A 20,121-nucleotide genomic window follows, 5' to 3' on the forward strand; every position below is an offset into this window, starting at 1 on the left:
TTGGCGCTTCGGGGATCTTGCTGCTTCGGGGGCTTGCTTCGTTCCGAGTCTCGGCCCGCGCCGCCAGGTCAACCAGCCGTCCGCTTTTCCTAGGACTGCCAGGACCAGGACAATCACGCCGCGCACGCCCAGACTGGAGGCATGGAGTCCTCGGAGTTCGGCCGGATGGTGCGCCGCTCGCGGGACCGGGTCGCGCCCGAGGCCGTCGGCATGCCGGCCGGGCGCCGCCGCCGGGCCGCCGGGCTGCGGCGCGAGGAGTTGGCCGCGCTCGCCGGGATCTCGGCCGACTACCTCACCCGGCTGGAGCAGGGACGGGCCACCGCGCCATCCGTCCACGTGGTCGAGGCGCTGGCGCAGGCGCTGCGGCTGCCCGACGCCGAGCGCGAGGTGCTGTACCGGCTGGCCGGGCACGCGATGCCGGGCCCCGACCTCGTCCCCTCGCGGCTCACGCCGAGCGTGCAGCGGCTGCTGGACCGGCTGTCGCACACGCCGGTGGTCGTCTACGACGCCACCTGGACACTCCTGACCGCCAATGCGCCCTACGACGCGCTCATGGGAGAGACCTCCCGGTTGCACGGCCTGGAGCGCAATGCGATCTGGCGCAACCTGCACGGCCTGAACCGCACCGTGCACACCGCCCGGGAACAGGCCGACCACGAAGCGCGCCTGGTCGCCGACCTGCGCCTGACCGCCTCCCGCTACCCGGCCGACCAGAGCCTGCGCCGACTCGTCCGCGACCTCGCCGAGGACAGTCCCCGCTTCGCCGGCCTGTGGGAGGCCGGCGACACGCCTCCGCCGCCGGCCGACCTGTCGAAGCAGAAGGTCGTCGAGCACCCCTCGGTCGGCCGCATCGCGCTGGACTGCGACACGCTCATCGTCGCCGGGGACGACCTGCGGATCATGGCGTACACCGCCGAGCCCGGCACCCCGGACGCCGAGCGGCTGGCGCTGGCGATCGTCGTGGGAACGCAGAGCCTTATGGAACAGAGCCTTGCGGAATAGGTGTGCGTGACGCAAAGCCTTGTGGAAATGGGGCACCCAACACAGAGCATTGACTGCCGGGCCCGTCTGTTCGACGATGAGTCCCGTCCCAACGGGGGTTCGGGCTGGGCTGGAGAGAATCGATGGTGCGGGTGGTGGGAGACCGGATTCTGGTGCCGTTCTCGGGTGACGGTTCGGGCGAGTCCGACGTGACCTGGGGCCAGCGCAACGTCCTGCGGATGATGCAGCTCGCCGGGGAGGCCGTGATGATCGGCGGCACGATGCCGCTGGCCGAGGGGACGACGGTGGAGAACATCGTCAACCTTCTGGGGTTCATCGTGGAGCGCAACCACTCGCTGCGGACCCGGTTCCGGTTCCGGGACGACGGCGAGCCGGTGCAGGTGCTGTATTCCTCCGGCGAGGTCGCGCTGGACATCGTCGACGTCGGGCCGGACGAGGACCCGGCCGAGGTGGCCGAGGCCGTGCGGATCGGGTACGAGAAGGCGCCGTTCGACATCACCGCGGACTGGCCGGTGTGCATGGCCGTCATCCGGCAGGAGGGCGTCCCGGTGTGGTTCACCGCGATGTACCCGCACGTCGCCATCGACGGCCTCGGCTTCGAAGCGCTCGTCGCCGACCTGGAGAACCTGAACCAGGACACCGGCGAGCGACTGGCGCCGCGCGAGGGGATGCAGCCGTTCGAGCTGGCCAAGCAGCAGCAGACCCCCGCCGCCCTGCGACAGAGCGCCGCCTCGATGGAGTACTGGGAGAAGTTGGTGCGCTCGGCGCCCGGCCACCGCTTCGACTCCAAGTACGAGCCCCGCAGTCCGCAGTGGTGGGATCTCGTCTTCGACTCCCAGGCCATGTACCTCGCCACGACCTCGATCGCCGCGCGCACCGGCGCCAACACCGGTTCGGTCCTGCTCGCCGCGTACGCGGTGGCCTTGGCGAAGGTGTCCGGGAAGAGCCCCAGCGCGATCCGGACATTCGTCAGCAACCGTTTCCGGCCGGGGCTGCGGGAATCGGTGACGCCGCTGGTGGCCTCGTGCCTGTGCGTGGTCGACGTGGCCGACACCGACTTCGACACCGTCGCGCTGCGGGCCTGGCGCTCGCAGCTGAGGGCCGGCAAGTTCAGCTACTTCGACCCGCGCGACCTGTTCGCGATGTTCGACCGCCTCCAGGCCGAGACCGGCGAGGCGGTGGACCTGCTGTGTTACTTCAACGACCTGCGGCGCGCGACCGCCGCGGCCCGGCCCGGCCCGCTCCCGACGCCGGAGGAGATCCAAGCCGCGCTGCCGCTGACCACGCTGACCTGGGGGCCGCACACGGATGTGCCGGACGCGCAGACGTTCATGGAGGTCAATCCCGTTCCGGACACGGTCAACATCATGCTGCGGGTCGACACCGAGGTGGTGACGCCCGCGCAGGAGGAGGAGATCGTGCGGGAGATGGAGCGGATTCTGGTGGCGGCGGCGTTTGATCCCGGTTATTCGACCGGGGTTACTGCGCACGCGGTGGTTTCTTCCTGAAAGGTTTCTGGCGGCCGGCCTGACCACAGGCAGCCGCACGCTCGCTACGGTCGGCAGCCCGCTGTGGCTGCCGACCTTTTTGCTGTCTTCGCCCTCGCCGACCTTGACCTACTCGGCGCTCTGGCCGTCCGGGTCGATGCCGCGCCTGATCCGTCGGCCGATGTCGCGCAGTTGCCGCAGCTGCGCCTTCGTGAGCTGGTCCAGGACCAGTCGGCGGACTTCCTCGACGTGCCCGGGTGCGGCCTGGACCACCTTCTCCCAGCCGTCGTCGGTGAGGGTCGCCAGCGTGTAGCGGCCGTCCGCGGGGTCGGGCGTGCGTCGTACCCAGCCGCGCTGTTCCATCCGTACGACCACCTGGGACAGCCGCGGAAGCGAGCCCTCGGCCTGGGCTGCCAGGGTGCTCATGCGCAGGGTGCGCTCCGGTGCCTCCGAGAGCAGTGCCAGCACCTGGTACTCGAAGTGCGTGATCCCGGCGTCGCGGCGCAGCTGCGCGTCGAGCGCGGCCGGGAGTCGGTTCATGGTTCCGGCCAGGGCGAGCCACGCCTGTTGCTCGTCGGCGTCCAGCCAGCGGGGTTCCGGCACGTCATCCACGCGCCGTAGCTTAACACGTGAAGTGATCAGTCTTCGAAATGACTTGCGCCGTGAAGTGATCCGAGGTTACGGTCACTTCAAGCTTTAAGTCATCAGGACGAGAGGGGATCACCGATGTCGCACGTCGACCAGCAGAACCCTGACAGGCGGACACTGCTCCGCATCGGCGCGGTCGCCGGGAGCGCGGCCGGTCTCGGCGCCGCCGGCGTCTTCGGCGCCCGAGCCGCGAACGCTACGGCGGCGATGCAGGCGGGTAGCGCGGCGCGGAGGCCGTCGCAGGCGTCGGATGCGAACGATGCGACGCATTCGCAGCATCCGTCGTACCCGCCGCACACCGTCGACACCTCGCACTGCACGCCGGAGGTCGCCGACATCTTCCGCCGCGTCTTCGCTGCGAAGAGCAACCACGACACCGCGGCGTTCATGGCGCACTTCTCGACCTCGAACCCCAGCTACAGCGACGGCACCCTGGGCCTCGTGCTGTCCGGGTGGCAGGCGATCAACACCGAGTTCACGTCGCTGCTCGCCGGCGCCCCGGCGGGAGCGCTGTCCTATCCGCTGACGATCGTCGGCGACGCTCGTAGCGCGAGCGTCGAGTTCGTCGACACTCCTGCGTTCTTCGGCGCGGAGGTTCGTGCGCTGTCGTCGGTCACGTTCGACGGGAACCGTAAGATCACCCGCTGGGTCGACTACTGGGACCGTCGCAGTTCGCTGTTTCCGTTCTCTGACGGCAGCGCCTATCCCACCGACTTCCACGACTCCGCACAGAACGCGGACCACGCCATAGTCCAGGCGGCACAACGGCTCCAGGCCGCATTCCTAGCACGGGACGCTGCTGCGGCTGTTGCGCTGATGTCCGCTGACGTCGTCTATGAGGACCTCGCTGCGCATACCCGCGTCCGTGGCCAGCTTCAGTTGCAGCGTTACTACACGCGTGCGCTCATGCAGCTCCCGTATGGCCCCGGCGCCGCGCTTGTGCACGTCGAAGGCAGTCGGCAGGGCGGCGGCTACGAGTGGACGGCGTCTCCGGCGCTCGCGAAGCAGCATCGCGGTCACACCGCCATCGCGCTGGATGGCGCGGGCAAGATCAGCCGTCTGACGACGGTCTACGACTCCAGCCTGCTGAGCTACCCCGCCTACCAGGCCCTGGTCGGGCTCGCGGCCGAAGCGCCGCAGTCCTGACGACCTCAACCATCACCGACAGACCGATGAATACGAAAAGGACAACGCAGATGGAAGCCATCGTTCTCAAAGCCGCCGGATCACCGGACCAGGCGCTGGTCCACGGTGACGAGCCGATCCCCGAGCCGGGCCCGGGCGAAGTGCTCGTCGAGGTGCACGCCGCCGCAGTCAACCCGCTCGACGTCGCCAACGCCGGGGGCTGGCTCGGCACGCCGCTGCCGATGATCCCCGGCGTCGACTTCGCCGGGGTGGTCGTCTCCGGCGGCGACCGCGAGGGTCAGGAGGTCTGGGGCAGCGGCCCGGCCCTGGGTATGAAGCGAGCGGGCACGCACGCACGCTTCGTCGCCCTGCCCGAGACCTGGCTGTCCCGCAAGCCCGCGAACCTGACGATGGCCGAAGCCGCCGCGATCGGCCGCTCCCACCTCACGGCCTTCGAGACGGTCATCAACCTCATGGAGGTGAAGGCTGGCGAGACGCTGCTCATCACCGGCGGCTCCGGCATGGTCGGCCGAGCCGCGACCGCGATCGCCCGCTGGCGCGGCGCCGAGCCGATCATCGCCGCCCGGCACCGCCCCGACGGCGTGGAGCACTTCATCGACACCGGCGCGGCCGACGGCAGTGTCGACTTGGCCGAGGCCGTGCTCGACCTGACCGGCGGACGCGGCGCGGACCTGGTCCTGGACACCGTCGGCGGGCCGCTGTTCGAGCCCGCGCTACGCAGCCTGGGCTTCGGCGGACGCATGGTCGGCATCTTCAGCGCCCGCGATCCGCGGATCTCGTTCTCGCCGGCGGAGATCTACAACCGGCAGCTGCGCGTCACGGGCCTGGCCAGCGTGTTCCTGGACGGAGCCCACGTCGCGGGCGTCTTCGACCAGTTCAGGCCGCTGTTCGAGCACGGCATCCTGGCGGCGCCGCCGGTGCGGACTTGGGCGTTGGAGCAGGCCGCCGAGGCTTATCAGGCGGTGATGAGCGGGTCGAGTGGGATCAAGCAGGTGTTGCTGCCCAGCGGCGACTAGCCACCGGAATTACCCGAACCAGGTCCCAGTTCACCGTCGTGAGCTGGGGCTTCGTGTGCGCCGGTGCCTTTTTCGGTATGCCGACGATATGCGGTGCCTCGTACCATCGGGTGCATGCGTGTGTTGGTGGTGGAGGATGAGCCCTTTATGGCCGAGGCCATTCGTGATGGGCTGCGGTTGGATGCGATTGCGGCGGACATCGCCGGGGATGGGCACACCGCGCTGGAGTTGCTGAGTGTCAACAGCTATGACATCGCTGTCTTGGATCGGGACATTCCTGGGCCCTCGGGTGATGAGATCGCTAAGCGCATCGTGGCCTCCGGCAGCGGGATGCCGATCCTCATGCTCACGGCTGCCGACCGGCTCGATGACAAGGCCTCCGGGTTCGAGTTGGGGGCCGATGACTACCTCACCAAGCCGTTCGCGCTGCGGGAGCTCGTGTTGCGGCTGCGGGCGTTGGATCGTCGGCGTGCGCACAGTCGGCCTCCGATACGGGAGATCGCCGGGTTGCGGCTGGATCCGTTTCGGCGCGAGGTCTACCGCGATGACCGGTACGTCGCTCTGACGCGCAAGCAGTTCGCCGTCTTGGAGGTGCTCATCGCTGCCGAGGGTGGTGTGGTCAGTGCCGAGCAGCTGCTGGAGCGTGCCTGGGATGAGAACGCCGATCCCTTCACCAACGCCGTGCGGATCACCGTCTCGGCGCTGCGCAAGCGGCTCGGGGAGCCGTGGATCATCGCCACGGTTCCGGGCGTCGGCTATCGCATCGACGCCGAGACCGGAGCGGAGGCCGGAGCAGTAGCCAGCGCCGAGACCGAGGGAGCACACCGTGGCTAGGCCGGCGGGCATGAGCGCACGCCTCAAGCTCACCTTCAGCTACGCCGGCATCGTCATGCTCGCCGGATCCCTGCTGATCGCCGTGGCCTGGGTCTTCGCGCTGCGGTGGCTCCCGGACCACGACCCGCCGAAGCCGTCGCCGGGCCAGATGGCGGCCGCGCCCGCGCCCGGAACCGGCGGCAATCCCGTCATCCTCATCCTGGGCCCCAGCCGCTCGGACCTGATGCGCGGCTTCGCGCCCGCCGCGGCCGTGGCGCTCGCGTTCCTGCTCCTGCTCGGCCTGGTCGGGGGCTGGTTCCTGGCCGGCCGGATGCTCGCGCCGCTGACCCGCATCACCGACGCCACGCGCCTGGCTGCGACGGGGTCGCTGGCGCACCGGATCGAGATGGAGGGGCGCACTGACGAGTTCCGCGAGCTGGCCGACACCTTCGACACCATGCTCGCGCGGCTGGAAGCGCACGTCGCCGAGCAGCAGCGCTTCGCCTCCAACGCCTCCCACGAGCTGCGCACGCCGCTGGCCATCACGCAGTCGCTCCTGGATGCGGCCCGCAACGACGCCGGCCGCGACACCGACCGGCTCATCGACCGGCTCCACGTCGTCAACACCCGGGCCATCGACCTCACCGAGGCGCTGCTGCTGCTCAGCCGCGCCAACCAGCGCTCCTTCGCGCGCGAGGAGGCCGACCTGTCGCTGATGGCCGAGGAGGCCACCGAAACGCTCCTGCCCCTGGCGGAGAAGCACGACCTGCTCATCGAGACCTCGTGCGCCCCGGCGCCGGCCATCGGCTCGCCGGCGCTGCTGCTCCAGCTGGCGACGAACCTGGTCCACAACGCGATCGTCCACAACCTGGCCGGCGAGGGAAGCCAAGGCATCATCTGGGTCAGCACCGGCATCCGTGGCGACGACGTCGAGCTCACCGTGGAGAACACCGGCGACCAGCTCGCCCCGGAGCTGGTCGCCACGCTCACTGAGCCGTTCCAGCGCGGCTCCGAACGCGTCCACACCGACCACGCGGGCGTCGGCCTCGGGCTGGCCATCGTCGACAGCATCACCCGGGCCCACGACGGCACCCTCACCCTGACCCCCCGCCCCGGCGGCGGCCTGCGCGTCACGGTCCGGCTGCCGCTCCCGGCCCCGTACCGCACGCCTACCGCCGACGCCTCCGACATCCGATACGTGCCGACCGCACTGCGGCTCGCACGTATCGGGCCCAGTCACTCCAGCTCACCTATGTGATCGGGAACTATGTGATCGGGAAGTCGAAGTACGTGTCGGGGTACGGCTCCTCCTCCAGCGTGTAGTGCCACCATTCGTAGTCGTAGGCACGGAACCCGCTGACCGCCATGACGGAGCGCAGGGCTTCGCGGTTCGCCGCCTCCGCCTGCGCTATCCCGCCGGCGCCGTGATGCGAGACCGGGTCCATCAGGTCGTGGCCGCCACCCATCGCGGCAAGCTCGCCGGTGGCCAGGTCGTACAGCGTCAGGTCGACCGTGCTGCCGCGGCTGTGACCCGACTTGGCGGCGACGTACCCCTGCTCGAACATCCCGGCGCGGTCGATGTTCGGGTAGTGCCGCGACTTCGTCCGACCGTCCTCAGGCTGCTGCGACCAGCGCAGGAAGCAGTCCACGGCGCGCTGCGGACGGTACCCGTCCCAGAGCACCAGCCCGAATCCGAGCGAGCCGGCCTCCTTCTGCGCCTGTTCCAGCGCCAGACACAGCGCCGTCGTCCCGACGACACGGTTGACCAGGTAACCGTCCACCGGCTTGCCGGTGAAGTTGTCCCAGGTGGCGTACTTGGCGTCCCAGCGGACACCGGGCACGAGCTGGTCCACGAAGACGAAGTCGTCGGTCACCGGAGCTCCCCGGTCAAGGCCAGCTCCACCAGCCGGTCGATCACCTCGGTCATCGACAAGCCCGCGGCCGCCATCATCCGCGGGTAGCGGCTGTAGGAGGTCAGGCCGGGCAGGGTGTTGACCTCGTTGAGGACGACGGTCCCGTCCACCTTCAGGAACAGGTCCACGCGGGACAGCCCCCGGCATCCCAGCGCGCGGTACACGGCCTTCGCAGTCTCCTGAACCAGTGCGCGCGACTCGGCCGGAATATCGGCGGGGACGATGACCGAGGCGTTCTCCGAGCCGGTCTCCGGCGAGCTCTCCTGGTGGATCTTGAAGAAGCCGTGCGTCAGTGCGACGCGGTCCACCTCACCGGTGATCAGGTCCGCGCCGGTCCCCAACACGGCGCAGCCGATCTCGCTGCCGACGACCGCCTGCTCGATGAGCACCTTCGAGTCGTAGAGCCGGGCCTCCTCCACCGCGCCGGCCAGCTCATCGCGGCTGGACACCTTGCTGACGCCGAAGGACGACCCCGACCGCGCCGGCTTGACGAAGACGGGATAGGTCAGCTCGCCGGGGTCGATGGCCTGGTCCGGCATGAGCGTCCGGAACTTCGGCGTCGCGATGCCGGCGCCCTGGGCGACGAGGTAAGTAAGTGTCTTGTCGATGCACAGGACGGAGGCCTGAACATCGCAGCCCACGTACGGAATGCCTGCCAACTCCAGCAGGCCCTGGATCGCGCCGTCCTCGCCGAGCTTGCCGTGCAGCACCGGCAGGACCAGGTCCAGGCCGATCGTCTCGTACTTGCCCTCGTCGAGGACCAGCAACCCGCGCACACGCCGGTCCGTCGAGAGCACGACCGGACGGCTGTCGCCGTTCTCCCAGTCCCCCTCCGGGCTGTCACAGAGCCGCCATGCGCCGCTCTGCGTGATCCCGATATAGACGGGCTCGTACTTCGTGGTGTCGAGAGCCCCCGCGACTTCCCGCACGGACTTGACGGAGACGGGGTGCTCCTCGGAACAGCCCCCGAACATGATGCCGATCTTCAGCTTATCCATGGTGATTCCTACTCTCGAACTTCAGACAGTTGATGATGGAGTTCTCGACGGTGTCGCTCAGTGCGTGATCGGTGTAATACGCGGTGTGCGGACTGACGAGCACATTCGGCAGCTCTTGCAACCGCAGTAGCGCTTTGCTGTCGATGGGACGCTCTCGGCAGTCCGCATAGAAGATCCCTTCTTCTCCTTCAAGGACGTCGAGCGCCGCACCTCCCAGTCGACCGCTTTCCAGCGCATGGAGAAGGGCCGCGGTGTCGAGGAGAGAACCGCGGCCGGTGTTGACGACGACCGCGCCGGGCCTGAGTCGCTCTATACGTTCGCGATTCAGGAGGTGATGGGTATCTGCGGTCAGGGGTGTGTGGAGCGTGACTATGTCGCTGTTCTGTAGAAGCTCGTCGAGCGGTACATAGTCGGCATCGCTTTTGCTTTCAGGGCCACGGTCATGGGCCAAAACACGGCAGCCGAAACCTCGCAGGCGATCCATGACCGCCGCGCCGATGCGGCCCGTTCCGACCACACCGACAGTCAGATCACGCAGCTCACGGCCGCGCACCTCATGGAGTCGGTAGTCGTGGACGTCGGTACGGCGCACGATGGATTTCGCGTGGCGTACAGCCATCAGCATCAACATCAGGGTGTAGTCGGCGACACTGTCGGGCGAATAGCTGACGTTCTCCACGGCGATGCCGATGCTGTTCGCGTATTCGACGTCGAGGTGGTTGTAGCCGATACTCCTGGTGGAGATGTACGCCACGCCAGCGCGGCTGAGCGCGAGAAGCGTGTCGTTGGTGATGCGCGTCTTATGACCGACGCTGATACACCGGTTTCCCGCGACAAGTTCGGTATTTACTTCGGATACCGCGGCGTCGGTGATGGTGGCGACGATGTCGAAGCGCGGCGCCAACTCCCGGAACAAGACAGCCTCGTCCTGGCCGCATCCATAGATGGTGATTCCCGTCGTGGGGCGCGTCGAGGATGAGGTCATGGCGTCCAGTCAAGACAATGCGGCGTTGCCGGTATGTATGGGGTTTTCGATACACCGGCGATATACGGCGCCGCATTCACTGGACCGCATGACTTCTTACGGGCCAGCCGCATGATTCCGCTCAGCCTCGACGAGATCGCTGCCGTCGTCGCAGGACACGTCGGCGGCGGCACCGTGACCGGCAGCGTGACGGTGACCGCGCCGGCCGTGCTCGATAGCCGGCAGGCCGAGCCCGGCGGCCTGTTCGTCGCGTTCGCCGGCGAGCACGCCGACGGCCACGACTACGTCGGCCAGGCCGCGGCGGCCGGAGCGGTGGCCGTGCTCGGGGCGCGGGCCACGGCGCTGCCGACGGTCGTCGTCCCGGACGTGCGCGCCGCGTTGCAGGCGCTCGCCGCGCACGTCGTGGCGCGGCTGCGGCCCGGGCTGACCGTGGTGGCGGTGACCGGCTCGCAGGGCAAGACCGGCACCAAGGACCTGATCACGGCGGTGCTGGCGAGCACCGCGGCGACGGTCGCCACGCTCGGTTCGCTGAACAACGAGCTCGGCGTGCCGCTGACCATGCTGCGCGCCGACGCCGACACCCGCTTCCTGGTGCTGGAGATGGGAGCCCGGCACGTCGGCGACATCGCGGCGCTGACCGGCCTGGTCGCGCCGGACGTCGCGGTCGTGCTGAACGTCGGGCTGGCGCACCTCGGCGAGTTCGGCTCGCGCGGCGCCATCACGCAGGCCAAGGGCGAGCTGGTGCGGGGCCTGGCGCCCGGCGGCACGGCCGTGCTCAACGCCGACGACCCGCGCGTGTCCGCGATGCGCGCGTACACCGACGGCCCGGTCCTGACCTTCGGCCGCGACGAGCGGGCCGACGTGCAGGTGCTGTACCTGGTGCTGGACCAGCTCGGGCGGCCGTCGTTCACGGTGCGGAACGGCGACGCCGCAGCAGTCGTCACGCTGCCGCTGGTGGGTGCGCACCAGGCGCTCAACGCGGCGGCCGCAGCGGCGGCGGCACTGGTGGCCGGTGTGCCGCTGGACGTGACGGCGAAGGCACTGGCGACCGCCTCGCTGTCGAAGTGGCGCATGGAACTGCGCGAGCTGGCAGGCGGCGCGCGCCTGCTCAACGACTCCTACAACGCCAACCCCGACTCGACCCGCGCCGCCCTGGACGCCCTCGCGGCGATCGAGGGCAGCCGCCGCATCGCCGTGCTCGGCGAGATGCTGGAGCTTGGCGACATCAGCCCCGCCGAGCACCGCGCGATCGGCAGGTACGCGTCCTCGCGCTCCGATGTGGTGGTCGCGGTCGGCACGGCGGCGCGCGCCATCGCCGACGGCGCCGGCGAGCGTGCGGTCCCGGTGCCCGACAACGCGGCGGCCGTCGCCTGGCTGCGCGAGCACGTCGGCGACGGGGACGTGGTACTCGTCAAAGCTTCGCGAGGCAGTCGCCTGGACGAGGTGGCGGCGGCGCTGATGTAGCGGGGTCTGGCGCAGTGGGCTTCGCACGTGCGGCACGGGGCGTGCGTGCGGGGCGTGCAGCGCGCGGTGCACCTGCCAGTCTCAACCAGCGCGAACCGTCAGGCGCGCTGCTTCATGTACAGCTGGAACGCCCGATACAGCGCCGGCCGCAGCGGCAGGTCCCACTCCCCCACGTGCCGCACAGCCCGGCCGCCGGTGCCGACCTTGAACTGGATCAGCCCGGCGTGCGGGTCGTCCGCGTCCAGCGTCGGGGTGATGCCGCGCAGGTCGTAGACGTCGCAGCCGGCGGCCAGCGCGTCGCGCGTCATCGTCCACTGACACGCGTTGGAGCCGCGCACCTCACGCTTGGCGGTCGAGGAGGCGCCGTAGGCGTAGCAGGCGTGCGTGCCGACGCGCACCAGCATCGTCGCGGCCACCAGGTCGTCCTCGTGGTGCGCGAAGTAGAGCCTGATCCGCTCCGGGTCCTCGGCGCGCATCGCCGCGATCATCGTCTCGAAGTAGCGCAGCGGCCGGGGCGTGAAGTGGTCGCGCTCGGCGGTGTGGACGTAGAGCGCGTGGAAGGCCTGGACGTCGTCGCCGACCGTGACCTTGACGCCCTCCTTCGCCGCCTTCCTGATGTTCCGCCGCCACAGCTGGTTCATGCCGCCGAGCACGTCATCATCGGTCCGGCCGCTCAGCGGGACCTCGAACTTGAACTGCGGATGCCCGGTGCCAAAGCCGTCCTCAGGGTTCTGAGGCAGCCAGCCGGCGTCCCTGAGCACGTTCGCCAACCGGACGCCGACCAGGTCGGGCTGGCCGGGCAGCTCGGTGAGCCGCCTGACCTCCGGATCGGCGAAGCCTTCCTTGACCTGCGCGGCGCTCCAGGTGTCGGTGCGCACCGGCGGGCCGAGCCGGACCGCGAACGCGCCGTGCGCCTTCAGATGAGCGGCCAGTGGGTCAAGCCAGCGCTCGACGTCGCCGGTCCAATCGATGACCGGCCCCTCGGGCAGATAGGCCAGCGTGCGGCTCCGCAGCCGCGGCACCGGACGATGCAGCACGAGTCCCGCCCCGACCAGCTGCTCACCGTCGAACCAGCCCAGCGACTCGCTCCGCCACTCGGTCTTCACCTGGGCCCAGGCCGGCGTCTGCAGAAAGCTGACCCACCGCTGCGCCCGCACGAACGCCAGATGTTCGGCAGCACTGATCGGCCCGACGGTCAAAGTCATTGGTCCAGTCAATGCGGCGCCGCGTATCCGGCATGTATGGGCTTTTCGATATGCCTGCGATACGCGCGCCGCAGCACGACCGGACCCTAGCGATCCAGCCAGGCGTTCAGGCTGGTCACGGCATCGCCGACGAGCGGCGCTCCGTGCGCGAACCCCACCGCCGTCACATCGCGAGGCATGAACGCATAGGAAGCATCACGCACCACCGGATCGGCGGCGAGCGCATCCTGACCGCTACTGAGCCCGCCGCGGTTGAAGACCGCGTCGCCGACCAGCAAAGCCCGGCTAGGCTCGTGAAGCAACACGATGTGCCCGGGGCTGTGGCCCGGCGTGTGAATCACCCGCAGCGATCCGATCCGCGCACCGTCCACGACGGTCCGCGTCGCCGCGACCGGCTCCCAGTGCAGCAACGGCAGCCGGTCGACGGCCCGTCCGAACGCTCCCGACCGGCCCGAGCGCGGCACGCGTCCGGCTGCCAGCCACGGCGCCTCCAGCTCGTGGATCAGCACCTCGGCATCGGTCCGAGCCGCCACCTCGGCGAGGCCCCGGACGTGGTCCGGGTGCGCGTGCGTGATGACGATCCGCTTGACGTCCGCCAGCGTGCGGCCGGTCGACTCGATCGCCTGCCGGATAGCCGTCGGCGCGCTCTTCCAGCCCACGTCGACGAGCGTCAGCCCGTCCTCGTCGGCGACGAGGAAGCAGTTCTCGTTGTCGCCGCGCGTCGGAATGCGCAGGATCCCGGGAGCCAGCTCGCTCATGCGCCGCTCCCCTGTCCGGCCGCCGCCACCGACGGCGAGCTGAGCAGTTCGGCAAGCTCGGCCGGCAGGTAGCCCTGTTGCGCGAGTCGCGGGAGGACTCCACCGTTCGCGATGATCTCCAGGACGAGAGATGGCAGCACCGGGACCGTCCCCGACGTGTGCGTGCTCTGATTCGCCCACGTGCCAGTGGCGAGATCGATCGCGGCGATGTCGCCGTCGCGGAACACCGACGTCGCGTCGGGCACCGTCATGGCCGGAAGGCCCGCGTTGACGGCGTTGCGGAAGAACAGCGAGTTGAACTCCTCGGCGATCAGCGCGGCCACGCCGAGTTGCCGGAACAACGCCGCGACCGGCCGGGAGGACCCGAGGCCGAAGTTGCGGCCCGCCACCACGATGTCGCCGTGCCGCACCTCGCTGGTCCAGCCGGGACGGACCGCGTAGAAGACCTGCTTCGCGGCCTCGGGGAGGTCGAGCTTCATCGCGTCCGGCGGGTACATGTCGTCGGTGGTCAGGCCGTGGCCGAAGACCCAGACCCGGCCGCTGACTTCGAGGTCCTGCTCGCTCATCGCGCGGCCTCCGCTCGGGCGTCGGTGATGTGGCCGGCGATCGCCGAAGCCGCGACCGTGGCCGGGGAGGCCATGTAGATCTCGGCTTCCGGCGACCCCATCCGGCCGGTGAAATTGCGCGTCGAGGACGTCAGGCACACCTCGCCGGGCCCGACGACCCCCATGTGGTAGCCGAAGCACGCGCCGCACGTAGCGTTCGTGACCACGCCGCCGGCGTCGGCGATGTCTTGGAGGTAGCCCAGCCGCATCGCGTCGCGGTAGACCTGCTGGCTGGCCGGCGTGACGATCAGCCGCACCCCTCGCGCCACCTGCTTGCCGCGCAGCACCTCGGCGGCGATCCGCAGGTCGTCGAGCTGGCCGTTGGCACACGAGCCGATGAACGCCTGGTCGATCCTGCGCGGCTCGATGTCGGTGACCGGCAAGCCGTTGCACGACACGGTCCCGGGGCGCGCGACGTACGGCACCAGGCCGGACAGGTCGATCTCGCGCACGTCGGCGTAGGCCGCGTCCGGGTCGGCCTCGGCGGCTTCGAACCCTGCGATACCGAGCGCTTCGAAGTGCGCCGCGAGCACGTCGTCGAAGGCGAAAGTCGAGAAGTCAGCGGAGATTTCGGCTCCCTGTGTAGCTATGGTGCGCCGATCGTGCAGCGGGATTGACGCCAGGCCGGGGCCGCCATATTCGAGGTTGAGGTTCGTGGCGTCGCCGTATTCGTTGGCGATGTGCAGGAAGACGTCCTTGCCGCTGACCCCCGGCGGCAACTCCCCCACGAACTCGTAGCGGATCGTCGGCGAGACCTGGAACCACGTGCGTCCGGTGCACAGGATCGAGTAGACCTCCGCCGGGCCCAGCCCGCGCGCCGCGGTGTTGTACGCCCCGCCGGCGCAGGTGTGGCTGTCGGTGCAGGCCAGCACCTCGCCGGGGCGGGCCAGGCCGTTCTCGGCGATGACCTGGTGGCAGATGCCGTGCCGGCCGACGTCGTAGAACCGTTCGATGCCGAAGTCGGCGGCGAATTTGCGGGCGTTCGGCCCGCCGGCCGCGTCCTTGATCGTCGGTGCCGGCACGGCGTGGTCCATGACGATCGCGACCTTGTCCGGGTCGGCGATCCGCAGCGGCGGCAGCCACATCGTGGCGAACTGGAGGTCGATCAGGACCGTCATGTCGACGTCCACGGTCACGGTGTCGCCGACGGCCACCGAGGCCAGGCCGGCTTTGCGAGCGAGGATGCGCTCGATCATCGTCATGCCCACAGTCGTCATGCCCATGTCAGGCATATCAGGCTCCTTGTTCAGTCGGCGCGGCCCGGTACTTCTCACCGAGCTCGAACCACTCGGCCATGCCGACGAGGTTGAAGAACTCCTCGGGCCTGGTCGGCACGAACTCGTCGGGCTTGATCCCGCGCAGCTGGCACAGCGCGGTCAGCGCACCGAGCGCGCTATGTGCCAGGACGGCGGAGGGGTGGATCGCGACGGCGAAGCCGAGCTGCTGAAGGCGCTCGGCCGACTGCTCCGGCGTGAGGCCGCCGATGACGAGGTTGAGCAGCAACGGCGCGCGCACCTCGGCGGCGATCCGCTCGATCTCCTCAGTGCTCTGCGGTGCCTCGACGAACAGGATGTCCGCACCTTCGGCGGCGTAGCGGTTGGCGCGCGCGATCGCCTCGTCGATCCCCAGCGGTCCGCGGACGTCGGTGCGGGCGATGACCAGCATCGCGTCGTCGCTGCGCGCCTCCAGGGCGGCGCCGAGCGTGCGAGCGAAGTCGTCGGCGCCGACCAGCTCCTTGTCGGGCAGGTGGCCGCACTTCTTCGGGAACGCCTGGTCCTCCAGCTGGATCGCGGCGACCCCGGCGTCCTCGTACTCGCGCACGGTCCGGATCACGTTGATCGGCGCGCCGTAGCCGGTGTCGGCGTCGGCCAGCAGCGGCACGTCCCCGAGCGCCCGCACCGCCATCCGGGCGCGTTCGACCATCTCGGTCTGGGTGACCAGGCCGATGTCGGGCAGCCCGAATCCGGAGGCTGCGACGCCGGCGCCAGTGAGGTAGGCCGCGACGTGGCCGGTACGCCGGGCCAATTGGGCGCTGATGCCGTCGTAGACGCCCGGGGCGACGATGAGCTGCCGGGCAGCGAGCAGTTCGCGCAGGCGGGCGCGTGCGGGTGTGGTCATGAGTCCTCCGGGGTGAGCGCTGCTGGGGGCTGCGGGGCAAGCGTCATCAGTCCAGCGCCCTTCCGACCGGCGGGGCCAGCAACGCCACGAGCGGCGCGATCGAGGGCGCCTCGGCGAGGCCTTGGACGGCCTCGACGATCGCGCCGGCCCGCTCGGGTGCCATGACCCGGTCGGTCAGCCTGCGGAACTTCGCGACCACCTCGTCGTTCGTGATCGGGTCGGCGGGGCTGCCGTGCGGGGAGATCACGCGCTCGGTGTCGGTGGATCCGTCGGCGAACGTCAGCGTGACGTGGGTCTGGAACCGCTCGGTCAGAGGCAGCTCGTCGATCGACCGGTCGAGCGTGACGTGCGTGCGCTCCAGCAGCCGCCAGACGTCGTCGGCGTCGAGCCGGGCCGCGGTGAACTGCTCGGGCAGCGCGGTGCCGTCGAGGAGGGTGACGGCGGTGGCGTAGCCGATGTTCATCTGGCCGCCGATCGCCTCCAGCGGGCGCTGCGGCGGCCACCAGCCGTGGTGGTAGATCACGTCGCCGACGCGGATGTCGATGCGCTCGATGCGCTCGGTGCGTTCCACGGCACCTCCGGCAAGCCTGCCCCGCAGCGCCTGCGCGGCCTGGACAGCGCCGTGCAGACCGCCCATGACGGCCCAGGACTTCACCATCGCCAGCGTGGTCTCCCAGCTCTCTCCCAGACCCCTGACGATCGCCTCGGGATCCGTCGGGTGGCCTTCGCCGTAGACCGCGACGTAGCCGCCGTATTCGCGTTCGTAGACCTGGTCGATGCCGGTGTAGCCGGCGGCCGCCAGGGCCGCGGAGTAGAAGCCGTTGCGGGCTGCGAAGCCGTGCTGCATCCGCTTGCCCATCGCCTCATACTGCGCCGACATCAAGCCCGCCGACTGCGTCGCGGCGAACCCGAGGGCGTCCTCGGTCTGCGCCGGGTCCAGGCCGCGCAGTTTCGCGCACGCCGCGGCGGCCGAGGAGGCGCCGAAGACCGGCCCGGAGTGCCAGCCGCGCGAGAGCATCGCGGTGCCTCCGATCGAGTAGCCGATCCGCGGACCCACTTCGAACCCGACCAGCGCGGCCAGCAGCAGCTCGCGGCCGCTGACGTCGCGGCCGGTGTGGCCGGCCGTCGCGAGCAGCGAGGGCAGCAGCAGAGAGGCGCTGTGCAGCGGCGCGAGCGGATGGAAGTCGTCCAGCTCGAAGCCCTGGATGTAGGTGCTGTTGAGCAGCGCGGCGCCGACCGGCGTGCTGGTGCGGCCGGTGCCGATGACGACCGCGTCGCCGCCGCCCTCGATGCCGAGCACCGCCTCGGTCGCCAGGCGCGACCAGGGCAGCTGCGCGCCGACCAGGGCGCAGCCGAGGCCGTCGAGGAGCAGGTGCGCAGCCCGGGTGCGGACCTCGGCGGGGACGTCGTCCCAGGTGACGTCGTGGATCCAGGTGACGAGGCGGCCGGTGACGCCTTCGGGGTTGGACGGTGCGCTCATGCCGTCATTGCCGCACGCTCGCCGCGACCGCCACTACTTAACTTGCACAATATGCAAGTATTGGCCGGGTGAGCACGGCGCTACGCGGGCTTCAGCTGCTGGAGGCGCTGGCCGGAATGCGCCAGCCGGCGTCGCTGCGCGCGGTCGCCGAGCGCGTCGGGCTGTCGGAGTCGCAGACCTTCCGCGTCCTGCGGGAGTTGGAGCGCGGCGGCTACCTCGATCACCTGGGACGCAGCGGCTACCGCCTGGCCGGGCGATCGGTCGCGCTGGCCACGCTGATCGGCCCGCGTCCGGCGATGCTGCGCGCGATCCAGCCGGTCATCACACGGCTGGCGCATCTCACCGGCGAGGCGGTCGTGCTGCACCTGCGCTCGGGGGCGACGCGCGTGTTGGTGCTCGGTGTGCCGGCGCCTTCGGGGCCGATCCTGGACCCGGCGGGGCTGCTCGGCGAGCGGTCGCCGTTGGCGGTCGGGGCCAGCGGACGGATCATCCTGGCGTATCTGCCCGAGGCGGAGTCGGCGGCGATGGACCTCGGCGGGCTGGATCGCAGGCAGCTGGCGGCGATTCGCGATCGTGGGTACGAGGCGTCGTTCGGTGAGAACCATCCCGGCGTCAACGGTGTGTCGGCGCCGTTGTTGGCCTATCGGGAGGACGCGGGCTCCGCGGATCCGGCGGGCTCTGTCGGAGTGGCTCTTGGTTCCATCACGATCGCCGGGCCCGCCGAACGGCTTTCAGAGGCCGACTTCCCCCGCCTGGTGCCGATGGTGCTGGCTGCGTGCCGCGACCTCGGGCCCCGGCTGGCGTCGATCCTCGGGCCGGACCCCGGCGAGACGGTCCGGGCGCTGGACTTGTAAGGGGCTATAGGGTCTTTCGCATGACACAGCGAAGCACTGACGGCAGCGCCGGCGACGCCGACTACGGCACGATCGGCACCGGCTATTCCGCTTACCGGCAGCCGGAACCGCGTATCGGTGCCCTGATAGAGCAGGCTCTGGCCGGGGCACGGACGGTGCTGAACGTCGGGGCCGGGGCGGGCTCGTACGAGTCGGCGGCGTTCGACGTGACCGCGGTCGAGCCCTCGGCGTCGATGCGTGCGCAGCGGCCCGCGCATCTGCCGGTCGCGATCGACGCCGTCGCGGAGAACCTGCCGTTCCCCGACGACGCCTTCGACGGCGCCATGACCACGTTCAGCGTGCACCAGTGGAGCGACCTGAAGGCGGGGCTGCGCGAGCTGCGCCGGGTCGCCCGCGGGCCGGTCGTGGTCCTGACGTGCGATCCGGATCTGGTGCGCGACTTCTGGCTGTACGAGTACGCGCCGCTGGTCCTGGACACCGAGGCGCGGCGCTACCCGGCCATCGGCGACATCACCGCGGCGCTGGGCGGACGCAGCGAGGTGACGCCGGTGCCGATCCCGGTGGACTGCACCGACGGGTTCAACGAGGCGTACTACGGCCGGCCGGAGCGCCTGCTGGACCCGGCGGCGCGGCAGTCGTGCTCGGCGTGGAGCTTCGTCGACGCGGCGACCGGCGAGCAGTACACCGAGCACCTGCGGCGGGACCTGGAATCAGGGGCCTGGGACGCGCGGTTCGGGGAGCTTCGGACGCAGCCGTTCTTGAACGGGTCGTTGGTTCTGGTGCGGGCGGACGTTCAGTAGGTTCTGGTTCTGGTTCTGGTTCTGGTTCGGGTTCGTCCCGCTCAGCGAACGGTGCGTTCGTAGTGGGCTCGCGCGTCCGCGGTCTTGAGCGTGCCGTAGACGCGCAGCACTTCGGCGAGCGCCGGGTAGTCGGCGTCCAGCGCCTTCGCCGCGCCGTCCAGTTCAGCCGCCGAGGCCACGGCGCGGAGCACGCCCTGCACGGCCGCGACGGGATCGCCGCCCGCGCTCTCGCCGCCCACCGGCGTCGACCCCGACCCCGCGTGGTTGATGGCCACGGTGCTGCTGTTGGTGGGCGCCTCGTGCACCAGGCGGGCCAGTTCTTCGGCGCGCGCCGCCGGCGGCAGGACGACGAACGCCGGATCGCCGGCCATCTGCTCGACGACGGCCAGCCGGGCCAGGACCGCCGGGTTGCTGATCTTGGCCCGGACGCCGCTCATCAGCTGGGAGATCATCGGCGCGGACAGGCCGAGGACGTCCGCCAGCTGGGCCTGGGACAGGGTCAGACGGTCCAGGAGCCGGCGGAAGCGGTCGCCGAGCGGTTCGCCGTACCACTCGGTCTGTAATGCGCGGTTGCGCATGACTACATCGTCGCTCACGGCGTCTCCTCCCGTTCGGCCGCGGTCCCTCTTGACGGCTGGCCCGCACTCGCGATAATTTGCAGGTGCAATCGCTGCTAATCACTTGCAACGCCAGCTGTGCCCCGAGTTTCGCAGGTTACTGCACTCCCTCGATTCTCGCATGCACATCCTGGATTGCAAACGCATCAGCGCTGGGACTGGGGAGAGGCCAGGCGCGGACGCGGGACAGTCGTGCCGCCCGGGGGGCGGTG

Annotated in this window: 20 protein-coding genes; 9 read left to right on the forward strand and 11 right to left on the reverse strand. The window is 70.1% G+C overall.

The genetic code is table 11. The annotated features are described in order from the left end of the window. The first annotated feature begins 141 nt into the window (after positions 1-141). Both GWK61_RS06040 and GWK61_RS06045 read left to right on the forward strand, forming a co-directional pair. The gene (locus tag GWK61_RS06040; RefSeq protein ID WP_194905842.1) at positions 142-1,002 is read left to right on the forward strand and encodes a helix-turn-helix transcriptional regulator; all 861 of its coding nucleotides are present in this window, start codon (positions 142-144) and stop codon (positions 1,000-1,002) included. A gap of 122 nt (positions 1,003-1,124) precedes the next feature. Beyond that, positions 1,125-2,510, forward strand: a complete 1,386-nt coding sequence (locus tag GWK61_RS06045; RefSeq protein WP_228561815.1) for a condensation domain-containing protein — start codon at positions 1,125-1,127, stop codon at positions 2,508-2,510. Between the two features lie 108 nt (positions 2,511-2,618). Here GWK61_RS06045 and GWK61_RS06050 read toward each other — a convergent pair whose 3' ends face one another. After that, positions 2,619-3,101 (reverse strand): MarR family winged helix-turn-helix transcriptional regulator, encoded by a 483-nt coding sequence (locus GWK61_RS06050; protein WP_323747426.1) that lies wholly within the window; start codon positions 3,099-3,101, stop codon positions 2,619-2,621. A gap of 114 nt (positions 3,102-3,215) precedes the next feature. Between GWK61_RS06050 and GWK61_RS06055 the strand changes: the two genes are divergently transcribed. The 4 genes from GWK61_RS06055 (at position 3,216) to GWK61_RS06070 (ending at position 7,370) form a co-directional block, all read left to right on the forward strand. Continuing rightward, a complete protein-coding gene (locus GWK61_RS06055; RefSeq protein ID WP_194905843.1) occupies positions 3,216-4,283 on the forward strand; it encodes a hypothetical protein in 1,068 nt (355 codons plus the stop codon). 50 nt (positions 4,284-4,333) lie between these two features. Next, entirely contained in the window at positions 4,334-5,299 is a 966-nt protein-coding gene (locus GWK61_RS06060; RefSeq protein WP_194905845.1) for a quinone oxidoreductase family protein, read from the forward strand. Positions 5,300-5,413: 114 nt separating this feature from the next. Then, positions 5,414-6,133 carry a response regulator transcription factor gene (locus GWK61_RS06065; RefSeq protein ID WP_194905847.1) on the forward strand — a complete coding sequence of 240 codons (720 nt, stop codon included), beginning with the start codon at positions 5,414-5,416 and terminating at the stop codon, positions 6,131-6,133. 10 nt (positions 6,134-6,143) lie between these two features. After that, positions 6,144-7,370, forward strand: coding sequence for a sensor histidine kinase (locus GWK61_RS06070; protein ID WP_228561816.1), 1,227 nt, complete (start codon positions 6,144-6,146; stop codon positions 7,368-7,370). Between the two features lie 7 nt (positions 7,371-7,377). Here GWK61_RS06070 and vanX read toward each other — a convergent pair whose 3' ends face one another. From vanX to vanH, 3 genes are read right to left on the reverse strand one after another with little or no spacing between them, the layout of a single operon-like run. Then, on the reverse strand, positions 7,378-7,986 hold the full coding sequence (gene vanX, locus GWK61_RS06075) for a D-Ala-D-Ala dipeptidase VanX (RefSeq protein WP_194905851.1): 609 nt from the start codon (positions 7,984-7,986) through the stop codon (positions 7,378-7,380). Further along, positions 7,983-9,023: a D-alanine--(R)-lactate ligase gene (gene vanA, locus GWK61_RS06080; RefSeq protein WP_194905853.1), complete on the reverse strand. Its 1,041-nt coding sequence runs from the start codon at positions 9,021-9,023 to the stop codon at positions 7,983-7,985. Before vanA ends, vanX begins: the two co-directional genes overlap by 4 nt. After that, complete coding sequence (vanH, locus tag GWK61_RS06085) at positions 9,016-10,008, reverse strand: D-lactate dehydrogenase VanH (RefSeq protein WP_194905857.1); 993 nt, start codon at positions 10,006-10,008, stop codon at positions 9,016-9,018. The genes vanA and vanH overlap by 8 nt, the downstream gene beginning before the upstream one ends. 111 nt (positions 10,009-10,119) lie before the next feature. On the opposite strand from vanH, the gene GWK61_RS06090 reads away from it, so the two are divergent. Then, positions 10,120-11,472 carry a UDP-N-acetylmuramoyl-tripeptide--D-alanyl-D-alanine ligase gene (locus GWK61_RS06090; protein WP_194905859.1) on the forward strand — a complete coding sequence of 451 codons (1,353 nt, stop codon included), beginning with the start codon at positions 10,120-10,122 and terminating at the stop codon, positions 11,470-11,472. A 98-nt stretch (positions 11,473-11,570) separates the two neighbouring features. Here the strand turns inward: GWK61_RS06090 and GWK61_RS06095 are convergent, their stop codons facing one another. From GWK61_RS06095 to GWK61_RS06120, 6 genes are all read right to left on the reverse strand, one after another. Then, a complete protein-coding gene (locus GWK61_RS06095) occupies positions 11,571-12,677 on the reverse strand; it encodes a lipid II:glycine glycyltransferase FemX (RefSeq protein ID WP_194905868.1) in 1,107 nt (368 codons plus the stop codon). An 86-nt stretch (positions 12,678-12,763) separates the two neighbouring features. After that, positions 12,764-13,435 (reverse strand): MBL fold metallo-hydrolase, encoded by a 672-nt coding sequence (locus GWK61_RS06100; protein ID WP_194905870.1) that lies wholly within the window; start codon positions 13,433-13,435, stop codon positions 12,764-12,766. After that, positions 13,432-14,001, reverse strand: coding sequence for a LeuD/DmdB family oxidoreductase small subunit (locus GWK61_RS06105; protein ID WP_194905872.1), 570 nt, complete (start codon positions 13,999-14,001; stop codon positions 13,432-13,434). Before GWK61_RS06105 ends, GWK61_RS06100 begins: the two co-directional genes overlap by 4 nt. After that, positions 13,998-15,248 carry a 3-isopropylmalate dehydratase large subunit gene (locus GWK61_RS06110; RefSeq protein ID WP_194905896.1) on the reverse strand — a complete coding sequence of 417 codons (1,251 nt, stop codon included), beginning with the start codon at positions 15,246-15,248 and terminating at the stop codon, positions 13,998-14,000. The genes GWK61_RS06105 and GWK61_RS06110 overlap by 4 nt, the downstream gene beginning before the upstream one ends. A gap of 25 nt (positions 15,249-15,273) precedes the next feature. Continuing rightward, positions 15,274-16,158, reverse strand: a complete 885-nt coding sequence (locus GWK61_RS06115; protein ID WP_194905874.1) for an isocitrate lyase/PEP mutase family protein — start codon at positions 16,156-16,158, stop codon at positions 15,274-15,276. Positions 16,159-16,204: 46 nt separating this feature from the next. Continuing rightward, the gene (locus tag GWK61_RS06120) at positions 16,205-17,638 is read right to left on the reverse strand and encodes an MmgE/PrpD family protein (RefSeq protein WP_194905876.1); all 1,434 of its coding nucleotides are present in this window, start codon (positions 17,636-17,638) and stop codon (positions 16,205-16,207) included. A gap of 68 nt (positions 17,639-17,706) precedes the next feature. Between GWK61_RS06120 and GWK61_RS06125 the strand changes: the two genes are divergently transcribed. Next, positions 17,707-18,492, forward strand: a complete 786-nt coding sequence (locus GWK61_RS06125) for an IclR family transcriptional regulator (RefSeq protein WP_323747427.1) — start codon at positions 17,707-17,709, stop codon at positions 18,490-18,492. Between the two features lie 20 nt (positions 18,493-18,512). Continuing rightward, positions 18,513-19,292, forward strand: a complete 780-nt coding sequence (locus GWK61_RS06130; RefSeq protein WP_194905878.1) for a class I SAM-dependent methyltransferase — start codon at positions 18,513-18,515, stop codon at positions 19,290-19,292. A 41-nt stretch (positions 19,293-19,333) separates the two neighbouring features. Here GWK61_RS06130 and GWK61_RS06135 read toward each other — a convergent pair whose 3' ends face one another. Further along, the gene (locus GWK61_RS06135) at positions 19,334-19,888 is read right to left on the reverse strand and encodes a helix-turn-helix domain-containing protein (RefSeq protein WP_323747428.1); all 555 of its coding nucleotides are present in this window, start codon (positions 19,886-19,888) and stop codon (positions 19,334-19,336) included. Positions 19,889-20,121 lie beyond the last annotated feature (233 nt).

The sequence above is a fragment of the Catenulispora rubra genome (assembly GCF_015356825.1).
GTDB classification, from domain to species: domain Bacteria; phylum Actinomycetota; class Actinomycetes; order Streptomycetales; family Catenulisporaceae; genus Catenulispora; species Catenulispora rubra.

What these genes read in the sequence shown, in the direction of transcription:
- GWK61_RS06130 (WP_194905878.1), top strand. Translation starts at nt 18,513, where the DNA reads ATGACACAGCGAAGCACTGACGGCAGCGCCGGCGACGCCGACTACGGC.
- GWK61_RS06065 (WP_194905847.1), top strand. Translation starts at nt 5,414, where the DNA reads ATGCGTGTGTTGGTGGTGGAGGATGAGCCCTTTATGGCCGAGGCCATT.
- GWK61_RS06060 (WP_194905845.1), top strand. Translation starts at nt 4,334, where the DNA reads ATGGAAGCCATCGTTCTCAAAGCCGCCGGATCACCGGACCAGGCGCTG.
- GWK61_RS06120 (WP_194905876.1), bottom strand. Translation starts at nt 17,638, where the DNA reads ATGAGCGCACCGTCCAACCCCGAAGGCGTCACCGGCCGCCTCGTCACC.
- vanH (WP_194905857.1), bottom strand. Translation starts at nt 10,008, where the DNA reads ATGACCTCATCCTCGACGCGCCCCACGACGGGAATCACCATCTATGGA.
- GWK61_RS06095 (WP_194905868.1), bottom strand. Translation starts at nt 12,677, where the DNA reads ATGACTTTGACCGTCGGGCCGATCAGTGCTGCCGAACATCTGGCGTTC.
- GWK61_RS06040 (WP_194905842.1), top strand. Translation starts at nt 142, where the DNA reads ATGGAGTCCTCGGAGTTCGGCCGGATGGTGCGCCGCTCGCGGGACCGG.
- GWK61_RS06100 (WP_194905870.1), bottom strand. Translation starts at nt 13,435, where the DNA reads ATGAGCGAGCTGGCTCCCGGGATCCTGCGCATTCCGACGCGCGGCGAC.
- GWK61_RS06115 (WP_194905874.1), bottom strand. Translation starts at nt 16,158, where the DNA reads ATGACCACACCCGCACGCGCCCGCCTGCGCGAACTGCTCGCTGCCCGG.
- GWK61_RS06105 (WP_194905872.1), bottom strand. Translation starts at nt 14,001, where the DNA reads ATGAGCGAGCAGGACCTCGAAGTCAGCGGCCGGGTCTGGGTCTTCGGC.
- GWK61_RS06090 (WP_194905859.1), top strand. Translation starts at nt 10,120, where the DNA reads ATGATTCCGCTCAGCCTCGACGAGATCGCTGCCGTCGTCGCAGGACAC.
- GWK61_RS06045 (WP_228561815.1), top strand. Translation starts at nt 1,125, where the DNA reads ATGGTGCGGGTGGTGGGAGACCGGATTCTGGTGCCGTTCTCGGGTGAC.
- GWK61_RS06055 (WP_194905843.1), top strand. Translation starts at nt 3,216, where the DNA reads ATGTCGCACGTCGACCAGCAGAACCCTGACAGGCGGACACTGCTCCGC.
- GWK61_RS06070 (WP_228561816.1), top strand. Translation starts at nt 6,144, where the DNA reads ATGAGCGCACGCCTCAAGCTCACCTTCAGCTACGCCGGCATCGTCATG.
- vanA (WP_194905853.1), bottom strand. Translation starts at nt 9,023, where the DNA reads ATGGATAAGCTGAAGATCGGCATCATGTTCGGGGGCTGTTCCGAGGAG.